We start from the raw sequence: 16786 nt of genomic DNA on the forward strand, positions 1-16786 counted from the left end.
AACTAAGGATGGGTGATTAACTCAATCGCATCGCTTAAATTCTGTGCTTTAGACTCTAATTATCAGCATTTGCTGTGAGATTCTGACTGTTCCGAATCTGATTGATTAATCTCAACCACTGAACTTCTTTCATCCAACTTAATGAACAGAGCAAGTGCACCCATTGCAGCCATGCCCCAGAAGATATTTGCGCCCCAAAGCTCATAACCCCAACCACTTAAGGTGGTCATCAGTGCAATAAAGGCACCTAATGGAATCGCGTTATACAGGGCTTGTAGCGCAACCATCTTGTTTTGTTCTTCAGATTGGATGTATTGAATCGCGGCGATGTGTGCCATGGCAAATGTCACACCGTGCAGCAACTGCACCATCACCAGTGCAAAAATCGCCGTGGTTGATGCGGTAATACCCCAACGCGCCATCACCCCAATAGCCGCGACGACAAACAAAGTACGCAGTGACCAGCCTGAGAATAATCGCTTACTCAGAGCAAATACGGCCACTTCAGCAACAACACCTAAACTCCACAAATAACCGATGATAGCTTCTGAGTGACCCGCTTCTTTCCAATAAATCGCACTAAAACTGTAGTAAGCCGCATGACTACCTTGCAGCAGCGCCATCAAGGCTAAAAACTTTACCACTGACGACTCACGCAGCAGTTCACCTAGTTTTGGTCGCGCCGCTTGTTGCTCAGATTGTGTTACTGGCATCACATTGGGGTTTCTCATCGCAAGAATCAATGACAGCAACACACCGGCAAGCGCAGTATACAAAATCATGTCGGTGCCGAATTGTGCCACCAAATAGCCAACAACCGTTGAACCTGCGATAAAGGCAATTGAGCCCCAAAGGCGAGTTCGGCCGTAGTCGAGCATTTTCAAACGACTGTAATGGTTAGCCATCGCATCAGAAAGAGGAATGATCGGCCCACAACAGAGGTTAAACAGTACCGTTGCCAACAACATCAGTATAAAACTGCCACCGGTGAAGAAGTGGAAACCGACAAACAGCAGCGCAGCGAAACTCAAACAGCGTAGCGCTGGCATCAAGTGTTCCACTTTATGGATACGCGGCGTAATCACTAAGTTGGCCACACAACGAGTTGCAAAGCCGATACCAATCAATACGCCAATATCACCAGCAGACACGCCTTGGTCTTCAAACCACAACGCCCAAAATGGCAAATACACGCCATACGCAAAAAAGAAACCAAGAAAATACTGAGAGATCCAGCCATAGGGTGAAGGGCTAAACATAAATGACCTATAAAGTGTGCGGAAAAAGGCAGCACCAATTATGCCTATCTCGCATACGATGAAAAAGGGAATTATTACTGGGATAGTATTCCCATATTCAATGGGTCTGGATATCGCATTTCAACAAGAGATTTCACGCTCATCAATACTCATACTCGCATTTAGACTAAAGTCGTCTGGAGCTTCGCTGGTATTTTGTCAGACTGATTAAAGACTCCCATTTCTTCTTGTGATGCTTATGCCTGACAAATTTAATATGCAGCACCCGCCCTTCGATAGCCTGTCCGACGCCGAACAGTTGAAGCTTCGCTCTTCATTAGACGTGGTGTATTACCGCTCTCAAGAAGTGATACTGGAAGCTGAAAGGCCGAGCCGACACCTGCATATTTTGATCAAAGGAGCTGTTGAAGAGCGCGCGAGCAGTGATGGTGAGATTTACGCACACTATGCCAATGACGATATTTTTGATGTCCGCAGCCAGTTTGAACCCCACACCAAACACCAATATATCGCACTCGAAGATACATTAAGTTATCTGCTGCCCACCGATATTTTTCTTGAGCTTTACCACGCCAATGGCCAATTCGCTGCCTACTTTGATAGCAACCTATCAACACGAAAAGCTTTGATAGAAGCCGCCCAGCAGCAACAGAATCTTGCCGAGTTTATATTAACCAAAGTGGATGACTCTATCTATCACCCACCACTGATACTTGAACCAAACCAACCGATCAACCAAGTCACTCAAACCCTTAAAGAACAAGGGTTAGACTCGGCCCTAGTCCATTTGGAACATAATGATCCAAAAGCTTTTGGATCATCATGTTCCTTATCGTATGGAATCGTCACTCGAACCAATTTATTGCATGCTGTGATGCTCGATAATTTCACACTGGATGCGCCTGTCGGTGAGATCGCAACGTTTCCGGTGATGCACGTGAACCAAGGCGATTTCTTATTTAACGCCATGATTACCATGACCAGAAATCGAGTAAAAAGGTTGATGGTTTGTGATGGTAAAAATGCGGTCGGCATGGTGGATATGACACAGATTCTCAGTGCATTCTCCACACACTCCCACGTTCTTACTTTGCGTATTGCGCGCGCCACCAGCGTTGAAGAATTGGCAATGGCATCCAACAAACAACGTCAACTGGTCGAGAGCTTGCTCAGTAATGGGATTCGCACACGCTTTATCATGGAGCTGATTTCTGCGGTCAACGAACAGATCATAGAGAAGGCTTTTGAGTTGGTGATCCCACCTGCACTGCATAATCATTGCTGCCTAATCGTGTTGGGTTCTGAGGGGCGTGGAGAGCAAATTCTCAAAACCGATCAAGACAACGCTCTGATTATTCAAGATGGTTTGGAATGGCATCAATGCCAAAGTGCCATGAACGACCTCACCCATACCCTTCAACAATTGGGTTACCCACTGTGCCCGGGCAACGTAATGGTCAACAATCCGAAATGGGTGCATTCAGAACAAGAGTGGAAACAAACCCTCACCCATTGGGTAAAAAAAGCCACGCCAGACACCGTGATGGATATCGCGATCATGGCAGATGCACACGCAGTAGCGGGGAATAGAGAGTTATTAAAACCTGTAAAGCAGCACCTCAGTGATTTAATGCTCGGACAAGAATTGATTCTGACGGAGTTCTGCCGCCCGGCGCTGAACTTCTCAGTTCCCCTGACCCTGTTTGGTAATGTGAAGCAATCTAAGTCCGGACTCGATATCAAACAAGGCGGTATTTTCCCTATCGTGCATGGTGTGAGAGCGCTTTGCCTAGAACATGGTGTCACGGTCAACAACACCTTCGAACGCATTGAGCAGCTGGTCAGCAAGAAAGTATTAGAGCAAAGTACTGCCGATAATCTCAGTGAAGCACTCAAGCAATTCTTTAAGTGGCGCTTAGCCCAAAGGCTTTCTCAGCAGCACAGCAGCAACAAGATTAACGTCAAACTGATGGAACGAGCAGACAGGGATCTGCTTCGTCATAGCCTGCACGTGGTGAAGAAATTCAAGCAATGGCTCGGCTACCACTATCAGATACGGGATTAGGCATTGCACGATGAATAGGTTGGTTCGCTATTACTGGCATCACAAGCTCAAAGGCTCCCTCTATCAGCCTCTGTTTACTGCGCCTATTGATCATGAATATGTATCGCTCGATTGTGAAACCACCAGCCTAGATCCCAATCAGGCAGAATTAGTTACCATTGCCGCGACCAAGATCATCGGTAACCGAATCATTACCAGCCAACCTTTTGAAGTCCGGTTGCGCGCCCCCCAATCGCTCGATTGCAATTCAATAAAAATCCACCGTATCCGTCATCAAGATCTAAAGCACGGCATCGAAGAAAAACAGGCTTTAATCGAGCTACTGAACTTCATTGGAAATCGTCCTTTAGTCGGCTATCACATCCGCTATGATAAAAAAATTCTCGACCGCGCCTGTTTAAAACAGCTTGGATTTCCACTGCCTAACCGATTAGTCGAAGTGAGCCAACTCTATCAAGACAAACTCGAAAGACAGCTGCCCAATGCCTATTTTGATCTCAGTATGGACGCCATCTGTCGCCAACTCGATTTACCTATCCCGGTCAATAAACATGATGCATTACAAGACGCTATCTCCGCTGCGCTGATCTTTGTGCGCCTGAAACATGGTGACCTTCCCCGTTTCAACTCTTCTTATTCTTAATTCAACCACTGGCGCTTCACATAGAGAGCAACATCTCAAAATTGAACTTAACTCGCTATTTTGTAAGTGAAAAGCAGCGTCTCATCCTAAAGTCTAATTGTGGAAATCGCCGTCCTAGCCGAGAGTGATAACACAAAGACGGTTCTGTAATAGACCTAGAAACTGAACACAAAGGAAGTTGCCAGTTCATTAGGAATGTAGGCACAAGGAGAGATGCAATGAGTGAAGCCCACGTTTATCCGGTAAAAGAAAATATTAAATCAACCACACACGCGGATAATGACACTTACCTAGCCATGTACCAGCAATCTGTTTCTGACCCTGAAGGCTTTTGGGGTGAACACGGAAAAATCGTTGATTGGATCAAACCTTTCACACAAGTAAAAAACACCTCTTTCGACCCTGGCCACATTGATATTCGCTGGTTTGAAGATGGCACGCTTAACGTTTCGGCTAACTGTATCGACCGCCACCTTGCTGAGCGCGGTGATGAAGTCGCTATCATCTGGGAAGGCGATGACCCGACAGATGATAAAACTCTAACTTTTAATGAACTGCATAAAGAAGTGTGCCTGTTTTCGAATGCTCTAAAAGAGCAAGGCGTGCGCAAAGGTGATGTGGTTTGTTTATACATGCCAATGGTGCCAGAAGCGGCAGTAGCCATGCTGGCGTGTACCCGTATCGGTGCGGTTCACACAGTCGTATTTGGTGGTTTCTCACCAGAAGCACTGTCTGGTCGTATTATCGATTCAAATTCTAAAGTCGTTATCACTGCCGATGAAGGCGTGCGTGGCGGCCGTGCTGTTCCACTGAAAAAGAATGTCGATGAAGCACTGACGAACCCTGAAGTGAAAAACATCGAGAAGGTTGTTGTATTCAAACGCACTGGCGGTGATGTGGCATGGCACGAACATCGCGATGTGTGGTGGCACGATGCTATTGCTAATGTATCTGCAGATTGCCCACCAGAAGAGATGAACGCAGAAGATCCACTATTCATCCTTTATACGTCAGGCTCAACAGGTAAACCTAAAGGCGTTATGCACACCACAGGTGGCTACCTTGTTTATGCTGCGATGACCTTCAAATACGTATTCGATTACCAAGAAGGCGAGACTTTCTGGTGTACAGCCGATGTGGGTTGGATTACCGGTCACACATATCTTGTTTACGGACCGCTTGCTAATGGCGCAAAAACGATTCTGTTTGAAGGCGTGCCAAATTACCCGAACACCAGCCGCATGAGCGAAGTGGTCGATAAGCACCAAGTTAATATTCTTTATACGGCGCCAACGGCTATTCGTGCATTGATGGCGAAAGGCAATGAAGCCGTTGAAGGTACTTCTCGTGACAGCCTAAGAATCATGGGCTCAGTGGGTGAACCTATCAACCCAGAGGCGTGGGAGTGGTACTACAAAACAATCGGTAATGAGCAATCTCCAATTGTTGATACATGGTGGCAAACAGAAACGGGCGGTATCTTGATTGCACCGCTACCAGGCGCAACAGACCTGAAACCGGGCTCTGCAACTCGTCCATTCTTCGGTGTGCAACCGGCACTGGTTGATAACATGGGTAACATCATTGAGGGTGCAACAGACGGCAACCTAGTGATTCTTGACTCTTGGCCAGGCCAAATGCGTACCGTTCATGGCGATCATGACCGCTTCGAACAGACTTACTTCTCGACCTTTAAAGGCATGTACTTCACCAGTGACGGCGCTCGTCGTGATGAAGACGGTTACTACTGGATTACGGGGCGTGTCGATGATGTACTTAACGTATCAGGTCACCGTATGGGTACTGCTGAGATTGAATCGGCTCTAGTCGCGTTCGATAAGATTGCAGAAGCCGCGATTGTGGGCATCCCTCATGATATTAAAGGCCAAGCGATTTACGCTTACATCACGCTGAATGATGGTGAGTTCCCAACCGCAGAGCTTCATAAAGAAGTAAAAGACTGGGTACGTAAAGAGATTGGCCCAATTGCAACGCCAGATGTACTGCACTGGACCGACTCTCTACCAAAAACTCGTTCGGGTAAAATCATGCGTCGTATCCTGCGTAAAATCGCGACTGGCGATACAGGTAACCTAGGTGATACCTCGACACTGGCCGACCCAAGTGTGGTTGATAAGCTGATTGCCGAGAAAGCAGAACTGGCATAAGCAACCAGTCACAGCAGCTAATCACTGTTTAAAACAGCACTTTCTAAACCGTCACCTATGTGGCGGTTTTTTTTATGGCTGATCTTGATCTCAAATATCCCGCCCCAAATTAAGGCTAAGACGCTTTTTTGTTAAGTTGGTAACAATTCCAAGCTGTATCAATAGGAGATTAGACCAGTAAATTGCTGCGATTTGCGCTGAATTAGCTATAATCTGGTTCTAATTTTTAAATTTGGGTTTTTCTCACTGGAAATTAACCGCAAATTTTCAATAAAATGGCAACATTCACGTTCGTAAACACGATAAAGGAAGATAGCCCCACGATGTCTACAAAGTTTCGCATTCTAGTTTTAAATGGCCCAAACCTTAACCTGTTAGGCCTTAGAGAGCCCGCACACTACGGTTCTCAAACACTTGACCAGATTATTAGCTCACTGACCGAGCAAGCGAAAGCACACGATGTTGAGCTATCTCACTTACAGTCAAATCGTGAGTACGAACTGATTGAAGCTATCCATAGTGCTTATCAAAATGTTGATTTTATTATTATCAACCCAGCAGCCTTTACACATACCAGTGTGGCACTGCGTGATGCACTACTTGGCGTTGCCATACCATTTATTGAGGTTCATCTATCGAATGTTCACGCGCGTGAACCATTCCGTCACCACTCTTACCTATCTGATAAAGCAGAAGGTGTGATTTGTGGCTTAGGTGCCCAAGGTTATCAATTTGCTTTGACCGCTGCGCTCAGCAAGCTCAACTCAAAGTAAACATAAACAACGAACTATTACTAACCTACTCAGTCATAGAGTAAGTTCAATTAACAGATAAAGAGAAAGAAACAATGGATATTCGCAAAATCAAAAAGCTAATCGAATTGGTTGAAGAGTCTGGTATTTCTGAGCTAGAAATCTCTGAAGGTGAAGAGTCAGTACGAATCAGTCGTAACAGCACTGCACCTGTAGCACCTGTTCAATATGCAGCTGCTCCAGCACCTGTAGCGGCAGCAGCTCCTGCGGCGGCACCTGTAGCAGCAGAAGCAGCAGCTCCTGCAGTTCCAGCTGGTCACCAAGTTCTTTCTCCAATGGTTGGTACTTTCTACGGCGCTCCAAGCCCAGACGCAAAACCATTCGTTAAAGTTGGTCAATCTGTAACTGCTGGCGAAACGCTATGTATCGTTGAAGCAATGAAAATGATGAACCAAATCGAAGCTGATAAATCTGGTGTTGTAACAGCTATCCTAGTTGAAGACGGTCAACCAGTAGAATTCGACCAAGCTCTAGTAATTATCGAATAATAGAGAGCACTCATTATGTTAGATAAATTAGTAATCGCGAACCGTGGTGAGATTGCACTACGTATTCTGCGTGCATGTAAAGAGCTTGGCATTAAAACGGTAGCGGTTCACTCAACTGCTGACCGTGACCTTAAGCACGTACTGCTTGCAGACGAAACCATTTGTATCGGTCCAGCTCGTGGTATCGATAGCTACCTAAACATCCCTCGTATCATCAGCGCAGCTGAAGTTACAGGTGCAGTAGCTGTTCACCCTGGCTACGGCTTCCTATCTGAAAATGCAGACTTTGCAGAACAGGTAGAGCGCAGTGGCTTTATCTTCGTTGGCCCTAAAGCTGAAACCATTCGCATGATGGGTGACAAAGTGTCAGCTATCACGTCAATGAAGAAAGCTGGCGTACCTTGTGTACCAGGTTCTGACGGCCCTCTTGATGATGATGAAGTGAAAAACAAAGCGCACGCTAAACGCATTGGCTTCCCAGTTATCATCAAGGCATCTGGCGGCGGCGGCGGTCGTGGTATGCGTGTTGTTCGTTCTGAAGCAGAATTAACAGAAGCTATCGCGATGACTCGTGCTGAAGCAAAAGCATGTTTCAACAACGACATGGTTTACATGGAGAAATTCCTAGAAAACCCACGTCACATTGAAGTACAAGTGCTTGCAGATGGCCAAGGTAATGCTATCCACCTAGGTGAGCGTGACTGTTCAATGCAACGTCGTCACCAGAAAGTTGTGGAAGAAGCGCCAGCTCCAGGTATCACTGAAGAGATGCGTAAGTACATTGGCGAACGTTGTACTCGTGCATGTATTGAGATCGGTTACCGCGGTGCAGGTACATTTGAATTCCTATACGAGAACGGTGAATTCTACTTCATCGAAATGAACACTCGTATCCAGGTTGAACACACGATTACTGAAATGGTAACGGGTATCGACCTAGTGAAAGAACAGCTACGTATTGCAGCTGGTCAGCCTCTATCATTCACTCAGGATGACATTAAGCTGCGTGGCCACTCAATCGAATGTCGTATCAATGCTGAAGATCCAGTTCGTTTCCTACCTTCACCAGGTAAGATTGAACGTTTCCACGCACCAGGCGGCATGGGCGTACGTTGGGAATCTCACATCTACACGGGTTACACAGTGCCACCACACTACGATTCAATGATTGGTAAGCTGATCACTTACGGTGAGAACCGTGATGTTGCTATCGCTCGTATGAAGAACGCATTGGGTGAAATGATTGTTGAAGGTATTAACGTTAATACTGAGCTTCAACTGTCTATTATGAACGACGAAAACTTCCAACACGGTGGTGCAAACATCCACTACCTTGAGAAGAAACTTGGTTTGTCATAATCCGTTCGTTTAAGAACAGTCAAAATGCTCACTTCGGTGAGCATTTTTGTTTTTGAACCGCCGAAAAAATCAATCTTTAATCCCCATTATATTCCGTGGGGTTTTGGTGAATTTGCTCATATTTTCTGCTAGACTCGCCATCCAATTTTTCTCATATAGAAGATGCAGCCATGCCTTGGATTCAAATCAAGCTTAATGCTACCAATGAAAATGCCGAACAAATCGGCGACATGTTAATGGAAGAGACTGGTGCTCTTTCTGTAACTTTCCTGGATGCACAAGATACCCCTGTATTTGAGCCTCTGCCAGGCGAAACTCGCCTTTGGGGTGATACTGACATTCTCGCGCTTTACGACGCTGAGACTGATACTGGTGTCGTTCTAGCGCAGATTAAAGCAAGCAACATGTTCCCTGCAGACTTTGCTCATAAAGTAGAGCAAATTGAAGACAAGGATTGGGAGCGTGAATGGATGGACAACTTCCACCCAATGAAGTTTGGTGAGCGTTTATGGATCTGCCCTAGCTGGCGCGATATCCCTGAACCTGACGCTGTTAACGTAATGCTAGACCCTGGCCTTGCATTTGGTACAGGTACTCACCCGACAACGGCATTGTGTCTTGAGTGGCTTGAAGGCTTAGACCTTGCAGGCAAAACCGTGATCGACTTCGGTTGTGGCTCAGGCATCCTAGCGATCGCTGCGATCAAACTAGGCGCAGCAAAAGTTATCGGGATCGACATTGATCCTCAAGCTCTGCTTGCATCAAAAGACAACGCACAACGCAATGGCGTTGCTGAGCAACTAGAGGTGTTCTTGCCACAAGATCAACCGGAAGGTTTGCTAGCAGACGTTGTTGTTGCCAACATTCTTGCGGGTCCATTACGCGACCTTTCTGGCATCATCAAGGGCCTAGTTAAGCCAAATGGTGTACTTGCGATGTCGGGTGTTTTAGATACACAAGCAGAAGATGTTGCCACTTATTATCGTGATGAGCTTCACATTGAACCGATCATCGAACACCAAGAATGGTGTCGAATCTCAGGTCGCAAGCAAGGCTAGACAAGACTTTGGGCGCTAATTGACTGAAATTTAAACAAATTACAAAAACAAATTGTAAATGCTCAAATATTAGTCTTTTCACGCAGCGAAAAAATGCGTAAAATGCGCGCCCTTGCTGGTACAGAACTGTGATGACATTTTTGAAAATCGGAAATTATCAACTTAAGAACAATCTAATCGTCGCTCCTATGGCTGGCGTAACGGATAGACCATTCCGTGAGTTGTGTCTTCGCTACGGTGCGGGGATGGCAGTCAGTGAAATGATGTCCTCCAATCCGAAAGTTTGGAAAACGTCAAAGTCTCAGCAGCGTATGGTACATGAAGGCGAATCGGGCATTCGTTCAGTACAAATCGCTGGTGCAGATCCACAGCTTATGGCCGAGGCTGCTCAATTTAATGTCGATAACGGTGCGCAAATCATCGATATCAACATGGGTTGTCCAGCCAAAAAAGTGAATAAGAAGCTTGCGGGCTCAGCCTTACTGCAGCATCCAGAACTCATTGAAGACATTCTGAAAGCGGTGGTAAATGCTGTCGACGTTCCAGTAACGTTGAAAACGCGCACAGGCTGGGATACAGACAATAGAAACTGTGTCCAAATCGCGAAAATAGCCGAAGACTGCGGCATACAAGCTCTTGCGCTCCATGGAAGAACTCGCGCTTGTATGTACAAAGGTGAGGCAGAATACAAACACATTAAAGCAGCGAAACAAGCAGTATCTATTCCGGTTATCGCTAACGGTGATATCGATAGTCCGGAAAAAGCGAAGTTTGTGCTGGAGTACACCGGCGCTGATGCTTTAATGATAGGTCGACCTGCCCAAGGACGTCCTTGGATTTTTAACGAAATCCTACACTATTTGGAAAACGGCACCACGATGGACCCACTCCCGATTTCGGAAGTGAAAGACATCATGCTTGGTCATGTGCACGCTCTACATGAATTTTATGGAGAGTTTTTAGGCCCTCGCATCGCTCGTAAGCATGTGGGTTGGTATCTAAAAGAACATGAACAAGCGAGTGAGTTTCGCCGTACCTTCAACGCATTCGAAGCAGGTGATCTGCAGCTTGAAGCGCTAGAAGGTTTTTTTGATAACGTTGCACCATAATTACGAGAAGAGCTAGACCGAATATGTTCGAACAAAATCTGACTTCAGAAGCATTGACAGTAACTACAGTTACATCACAAGACCAAATCACGCAGAAGCCACTACGTGACTCAGTTAAAGCATCATTGAAAAATTACCTTGCTCAATTAAACGGTCAAGAAGTCAGCGAGTTATACGAATTAGTATTAGCTGAAGTTGAACAGCCACTACTAGACACTATCATGCAGTACACTCGCGGTAACCAAACTCGCGCAGCAACCATGATGGGTATTAACCGCGGTACTCTTCGCAAGAAACTTAAAAAATACGGCATGAATTAATAAAAAATTCATAAGTTATTGTTTTTAAAGGCCATTCATTTTACTGAGTGGCTTTTTTATTTTATAGCTACCACACAAACTACCAATTCCGTTTTTTTACACTAAAAACTGCGCATTAATTTTTATCATGCGACCTCCCAAACTCATCAAAAAAATCCCCCGCGTTTTTTTCAAAAAATAAGGTGGAAAAGGTGACTAATGTGACCAGCCCTTATGTAGCAAGGGTTTCAAAAACACGCTCTTATGACGCCCGTCATATTAGAAACGTGACCAAAACATGACAGGCACAAAAAAAGCGCCGTTCCTAGCGCCTCTCTCAATTCAATAATTTGTATTTTAGCTCTTTTCTTCGGGTGGTACGGACTTCACCGATTTAGGGAAAAAGTTGGCTAAGTGGTCGTTCATTTTCTTATAGGCCGGATTGGTCATATCTTTTCCAGTGCTCGATTTTGGCGGATATGAATTACTCATGATGTGTTTTCCTTGTTTGGGGTTTCTGTGCTTGGGTCGGTTACTTTAGTCTACGTAAAACTCCAGTTAACCCGCCCGTGTTAATCGATGGGTCACGATAATTCATGATTAAGTTGAACTCTTCCTGCCCTGCGCGCTCGTATACGGCTTTTAGGTACTCATCGATACACTGGCGTAGCTTTTTACCTTTAAGTTCCTTAGAAGAGAAATTGGGATGCCTTGCGACCATAATCTGAATAATTGCATCGTCAGCGGCCTTTGACATATTAAGCAGCTCTAGTAATTTGTCCTTTTTGCTCATTTCAAACCCTCCACTTCCTCGATTAGCTTCTGTAATTCCATTTCGTGATTCTTGTTTGCCTCCCTTAGCGAACCCTCTAATTCTGCAATTCGAGCTTGGTAGTTACTGTGAACGTGATCAGTCAGCAAGTCGCGAGCGTTAATCTCAATCAGTTTTTCTATTCCTGCAATTAATGCAGCCTTTGCGCGACTTGAGTCCTTTTCCTGCATATGAGAAGGCGCGTCTAAATCCACATTGTGAGCAACAGCAAAGCCCAGTTTAGCTGCCAGTTCTGAGATTGCTTTTGCTCGCGCTTGTTCAATGGTTAATAGCTTCAAAATGGTAATCCTGTGTTTTTTTTTGCCAGTAGATCTAACCAATGCCTTGTAGTTAGTTAGTGGGCAATAATTCATGTGAAAATCAATATTCTGTGTTTGTGTAGTGATATTTGCTGTTTTTGCTAATTTCGTTATCTGAAAATCAATATTATTGTTATTAGAATGGGAATTAAGACTCTAAAAATCAGCCTTTTTACATTCCCAACTTCGTAGGGTTGATATTCCCATTTCGCTATTTTTAAACGATTTTTCGCCATCCATGATCGCAAAACGGGTCAAATCCAACATCAATCATAATCAGGCTTACATCATATGATTTACCCATATCCTTTAATGCCTGAGCAATATCCGCAGTTGCGTAAATTGTGGCGCGTTCATAGGGTGCTGAGTTAATGCCGGTCTCAAACACAGTTATTAGTTTTTCCATCATTTCATCGTTCTGAGAATCGCCCGCAACATAATCCTTAATAACCGCTTTTGTGTCGCAATACTCGCAACCACTAAATAGCCTGCTTTGCTTTGCCATCTTCACTGTCTTTCGTGCGTTTCGCTCAACCAGTAACGACTTTAAACTTCCCTTATCACTCATAATCAATTTACCCGCTCTCAATTATTGGTACTCATAAGCTTTATCAAATGCGCTTTTCATTTCTTCTAGCAATGGCACTTTGTAACAAGTGGTGCGCTTACCGTTGATTGTGGGTCTTCCTCCATCGGTCAAACTCACTGTCCCAATCAAGTACCGCCCTAGCTTTTTCTCGTTTATTATTCGATGGCCTGAAACACTCAATTTCTGGCAATACCCTGTATAAGATTCAAAAAAACTGCCTTTGGGAACGATTGCCCCACCCTCAAGATCGTATGACTGGTTCCCGTCAATTATTTCGCCATTTTCTATGATTCCAGACAGCCATTCCTCATGTGGTTCTAGCGACTCCATAACTTGTTGTTGTGTCGCCTCAGTCCTTGGTGCTTTTCTTAAATCGAAGCTCGATAAATCGTAATCTTGTAGGAAGTTCAAAAACTGCCCTATGGTTTGCTCATCTTCAATGTCAGCATTAAGCGGCTTAAAATAATCGCGGTTATTGGCCTTTTCGTCCGAAACCTCCAACACAAAAAAGCGTCTTTCATTAGCAGTTTGAGGTACTACCCAATCATTGTTAGTAATCATTAAAAAGCGATGAAAGCTGTCAACCTCAATAGCGTCCTTTCCTTTTGCCTCAATAGATATCGTGCTCTCAGTGATTAATGTTCTTATCTTGCCGGCATCCTTAGGTGATCCACTCCAAAATGCCTCCTCAATCGTCACTAACAGCTTGTTAGCTAAATGGCTATTAAACGCCCCCAGTAAATGCTTAGAATCCTGCACAGTGATTGCGTGCTGCCCCAACAATCGACTTAACAGCCTAGACACGGTGCTTTTACCCGTTCCCCTTGCGTCTGATTTTAGAGCGACACAAATGCCACTTTTTTCCTCAGGTTTTTGGATCAGGTGAGCCATCCACGCCAGTAAAAATCTAAAATGCTCATCATTACCACAACAAATAATATGCTTTAAATGCCACATAATCCGGTCTAGGAGATCGTCACCATCGGCGGGTTTAACCGCAAAACCTTGCCACATATTTAAAAAACGATTGCTAGCGCGTCCGGACGGGTCAAATACCACACCGTGAAAGGTGCTGCGTGAGAAGTCTTTCATCCAGACGCCATAACAATTTGCCTTTTTAGTTTGTTCGCCCTGTTGGTATGAAAAGTTGAGATTTCCGTAAAACTGCCTTTTGTCTTCCGGCTTGGAGAATGCGTAACTCACACCACCTTTATGATCGGTAGCTCTCTCGCAAATAAGCGTTTTACTTCCATGCAAAACAACAGAATGCGTAGAATTGAAAATGGAAATAATTTCAGGAGTAATTTCATTTAAAACCGTTGCCCCTGTAGATTCCCTACAGAGGATAAGCAGTGCGTCATAAGCTACCGGATGAGCGCTTTCGCTAATTTCGTGTAAGTACGTAGGTGCGGTGGTGTCCGTTCTCAGCCCTTTTAGTGCTCGCCTGATTAAAAGTGTATCCGGCTCTATACCGTGAAAGTCTTCAACCCTGTCAGCTATGCGTTCCGCATCCTCCATAGCCATACCGCTTCGAGTAAGCCTAATTTGAATTTCCTTTGCTACATCCTGCCCTGTTGGGCGAACGTGTGGGCGCTCAAATAAGTCTACATAGGTTGAAATTACCCGTTTGTAGTGTTCATCCTGTATTAAGCTCACATCAATTTCTTTAGCGTCACCAAATGCAATATTCATATCCGAGCAAATGCCATCATGAATAGCCTTTTCAAACTTTCGCTGATCACCACTTACGGAAGTCCGTGCGTTTTTAGCCATAATTTTCTATACTCTTAGCGTTGGCTAATGGTTCGAATCTTGCTGGAATCTACCGTTAGCCAATGATTTTTTAAGGACGCTCAGCATTTATTTGTTGGGCGTTTTTTCTTTCTGGCGCTTGATTGACTTCGTTCATTCGATAAATTCAAAGTTTTTGGTATTTAACATGGTAGCCACTTCGTTTTTAAATCCCAAAAATCAATAATTTCAATTAATAATCAACAACTTAAAAATAAAGATTAATTCATAAGTGATTATCTAACCTAAGATTCACTACTTTCTTTAATCCAGTTTTCAATATCCAATTGCTTCCAACCAATTGTACGGCCAAGGTGCTTTACCGGTTGCGGGAACGTGCCATTCTGTACCCATCTCCAAATGCTTTTGTAACTTCGATTTAGCATCGGACAAAGGTCTGCGTATGTGAGTAATTTTTCTGTATTCATAGTTATTATCTCAGTAAATTCCAATCAGTCTGCGTGTGTCTAATTATGCGCACTTTGAGGGCTCGTTCAATCGCCTCCAAATCGTAACCAATTGAAAAAACACACATAAGTAAAGTTTTACTTTTCATTGAAAATTTAAGTAACTGAAAATGTTGACGTTTATTTTTTTGTTTTTTTTATGAAAACCGCCACTATTTAAACCCCACCACGTTTGATTGTTGCTTTGTGTCAGTTAGTTTTGATAACCAAAGGTCTAAAGCTGCTCTTTTTTTCTCTATATGCTGCGATCTGTTGTAAATAGCCATCACCCCACCTAAGGCGTGTCCTAGCATCTGCTCAACCACATAAGGCTCTATCTCCATATCATTTAGGTGGGTAGCAAAACTTCTGCGTAAATCATGTAAATTCCACTTTTCATGACCTAGTTTTTTGCTAATTCCTGCACCATAAGCAGATACAGCCTCTGGTCGTTTTTCTTCACCCAAAAGAAATTCATTTTTTGAGTTTTCAACTAGCGTTCGAATAACACTTTCTAGCTCTATCGGGATTGGACGTTTAATTTCAGAACCCGTTTTACTGTTAGATTTCGGAACAGTCCAAAGCATCGAATCCAAATCCCATTCTTTGATTTTTGATAAACGCAACTCTTGAGTTCTGCAGCCAAAAACAACCAATAAACGAACTAGATTTCTGTAGTACCAATGGTTTTTTCCGTTATCACACCATTCCCAGGCCTCCATAAGCTCAGGCCACGACAAAACGCGATCTTTTTTATTTTGGTGTTCGCCAATATCAGCAATGTTCAAATCTTCCAGTGCTGTCGAATAAGCAAACTGGCGGTTTCGGCAAAATCTAAGGGCTTGTTTCGCATTTTGAAGAATATACCCGCTTGCTTTTGGGGCGGGGCGAGAGTGCGCTCCGTTAGTAATATCGTCAAAGACTTGAACCCAGTGCCGCGTTTCACACAGCTCTAAAGGCAAACGACCAATGAACGGATATATGTGCTTTTTGAATTGAGCTCGGTGCTTTTCAAAGTTTGCACGTTTTTTAACTGCATCATTATCTATCCAGTGCTCGAGAGCATCCCTGACCGTTACCGCTTCCAATGTCTTCTCTCGTTGGAGTTGTGCCTGCACCTTTGGATCTAAACCTTTATCTAAATGCTTTTGATGCTCGGTAGCTGCCGTTCTCGCTTCTAGCAGCGATGTTGCGGGATAGGAGCCTAGTTTTAATTCGTATTGCTTTTTGTTGTATCTATAGCGAAGTACAAACGAAACTTTCCCTGTTTTGTAGTGGAACGCGTAAAGCCCGTCTCGATCTGCAATCTTTATAGGGTTAGCGTTGTCGTGTTTCTTTCCACTGAGTGCTTTTAGCTTGCTGTCACTGATTGCCATGTCATAAGCCTTTCATTATCCGTCACAAGAAAAACAAGTCTTATGACGCCTCTAAGCCCTTATATTTAAAGGCCTAGTCATAAGAGTCATAAGAGTCATATTAAATATTAGAATTGTTTTGAAACTTGCTAGCGATAGGGATTAGCTACCACAACAAATACCACACAATTGCTGATACATCTGAGGATATTAC

16 protein-coding genes are annotated in these 16786 nt (G+C 44.2%); 9 read left to right on the forward strand and 7 right to left on the reverse strand.

What is annotated here, in order from left to right; all coding sequences use genetic code 11:
* Positions 1-62 precede the first annotated feature (62 nt).
* Positions 63-1259, reverse strand: a complete 1197-nt coding sequence (locus AB4154_RS02550) for a 3-phenylpropionate MFS transporter (protein WP_017062710.1) — start codon at positions 1257-1259, stop codon at positions 63-65.
* Positions 1260-1491: 232 nt separating this feature from the next.
* Here AB4154_RS02550 and AB4154_RS02555 point away from each other — a divergent pair, with 232 nt between their 5' ends.
* The 9 genes from AB4154_RS02555 to fis all read left to right on the forward strand — a co-directional run bounded on the left by AB4154_RS02555 (position 1492) and on the right by fis (position 11281).
* The gene (locus AB4154_RS02555; protein ID WP_102429028.1) at positions 1492-3324 is read left to right on the forward strand and encodes a DUF294 nucleotidyltransferase-like domain-containing protein; all 1833 of its coding nucleotides are present in this window, start codon (positions 1492-1494) and stop codon (positions 3322-3324) included.
* A gap of 10 nt (positions 3325-3334) precedes the next feature.
* Complete coding sequence (locus AB4154_RS02560; RefSeq protein ID WP_017062708.1) at positions 3335-3967, forward strand: 3'-5' exonuclease; 633 nt, start codon at positions 3335-3337, stop codon at positions 3965-3967.
* A 218-nt stretch (positions 3968-4185) separates the two neighbouring features.
* A complete protein-coding gene (acs, locus tag AB4154_RS02565) occupies positions 4186-6135 on the forward strand; it encodes an acetate--CoA ligase (RefSeq protein ID WP_048605453.1) in 1950 nt (649 codons plus the stop codon).
* 323 nt (positions 6136-6458) lie between these two features.
* Complete coding sequence (aroQ, locus tag AB4154_RS02570) at positions 6459-6908, forward strand: type II 3-dehydroquinate dehydratase (RefSeq protein WP_010435475.1); 450 nt, start codon at positions 6459-6461, stop codon at positions 6906-6908.
* Between the two features lie 74 nt (positions 6909-6982).
* Positions 6983-7435: an acetyl-CoA carboxylase biotin carboxyl carrier protein gene (gene accB, locus AB4154_RS02575; RefSeq protein ID WP_017062707.1), complete on the forward strand. Its 453-nt coding sequence runs from the start codon at positions 6983-6985 to the stop codon at positions 7433-7435.
* A 15-nt stretch (positions 7436-7450) separates the two neighbouring features.
* A complete protein-coding gene (gene accC, locus AB4154_RS02580) occupies positions 7451-8794 on the forward strand; it encodes an acetyl-CoA carboxylase biotin carboxylase subunit (protein ID WP_102429029.1) in 1344 nt (447 codons plus the stop codon).
* A gap of 170 nt (positions 8795-8964) precedes the next feature.
* Positions 8965-9852 (forward strand): 50S ribosomal protein L11 methyltransferase, encoded by an 888-nt coding sequence (gene prmA, locus AB4154_RS02585; protein ID WP_372122112.1) that lies wholly within the window; start codon positions 8965-8967, stop codon positions 9850-9852.
* Between the two features lie 140 nt (positions 9853-9992).
* Positions 9993-10961, forward strand: a complete 969-nt coding sequence (gene dusB / locus AB4154_RS02590) for a tRNA dihydrouridine synthase DusB (protein WP_032546269.1) — start codon at positions 9993-9995, stop codon at positions 10959-10961.
* 23 nt (positions 10962-10984) lie between these two features.
* Positions 10985-11281: a DNA-binding transcriptional regulator Fis gene (fis, locus tag AB4154_RS02595; RefSeq protein ID WP_004729744.1), complete on the forward strand. Its 297-nt coding sequence runs from the start codon at positions 10985-10987 to the stop codon at positions 11279-11281.
* A gap of 511 nt (positions 11282-11792) precedes the next feature.
* Here the strand turns inward: fis and AB4154_RS02600 are convergent.
* From AB4154_RS02600 to AB4154_RS02625, 6 genes are all read right to left on the reverse strand, one after another.
* Positions 11793-12053, reverse strand: a complete 261-nt coding sequence (locus tag AB4154_RS02600; protein WP_019820774.1) for a hypothetical protein — start codon at positions 12051-12053, stop codon at positions 11793-11795.
* Positions 12050-12370: a hypothetical protein gene (locus AB4154_RS02605; protein WP_108187361.1), complete on the reverse strand. Its 321-nt coding sequence runs from the start codon at positions 12368-12370 to the stop codon at positions 12050-12052. The genes AB4154_RS02600 and AB4154_RS02605 overlap by 4 nt, the downstream gene beginning before the upstream one ends.
* Before the next feature lie 238 nt (positions 12371-12608).
* On the reverse strand, positions 12609-12896 hold the full coding sequence (locus AB4154_RS02610; protein WP_133154716.1) for a hypothetical protein: 288 nt from the start codon (positions 12894-12896) through the stop codon (positions 12609-12611).
* An 84-nt stretch (positions 12897-12980) separates the two neighbouring features.
* Positions 12981-14753: a DUF5906 domain-containing protein gene (locus AB4154_RS02615; protein ID WP_102459170.1), complete on the reverse strand. Its 1773-nt coding sequence runs from the start codon at positions 14751-14753 to the stop codon at positions 12981-12983.
* Between the two features lie 263 nt (positions 14754-15016).
* A complete protein-coding gene (locus AB4154_RS02620) occupies positions 15017-15199 on the reverse strand; it encodes an AlpA family transcriptional regulator (RefSeq protein ID WP_108187358.1) in 183 nt (60 codons plus the stop codon).
* A 191-nt stretch (positions 15200-15390) separates the two neighbouring features.
* On the reverse strand, positions 15391-16593 hold the full coding sequence (locus AB4154_RS02625; protein ID WP_372122115.1) for a tyrosine-type recombinase/integrase: 1203 nt from the start codon (positions 16591-16593) through the stop codon (positions 15391-15393).
* Positions 16594-16786 lie beyond the last annotated feature (193 nt).

Source organism: Vibrio sp. 10N.286.51.B11, assembly GCF_041469245.1.
Taxonomy (GTDB): Bacteria; Pseudomonadota; Gammaproteobacteria; order Enterobacterales; family Vibrionaceae; genus Vibrio; species Vibrio crassostreae_C.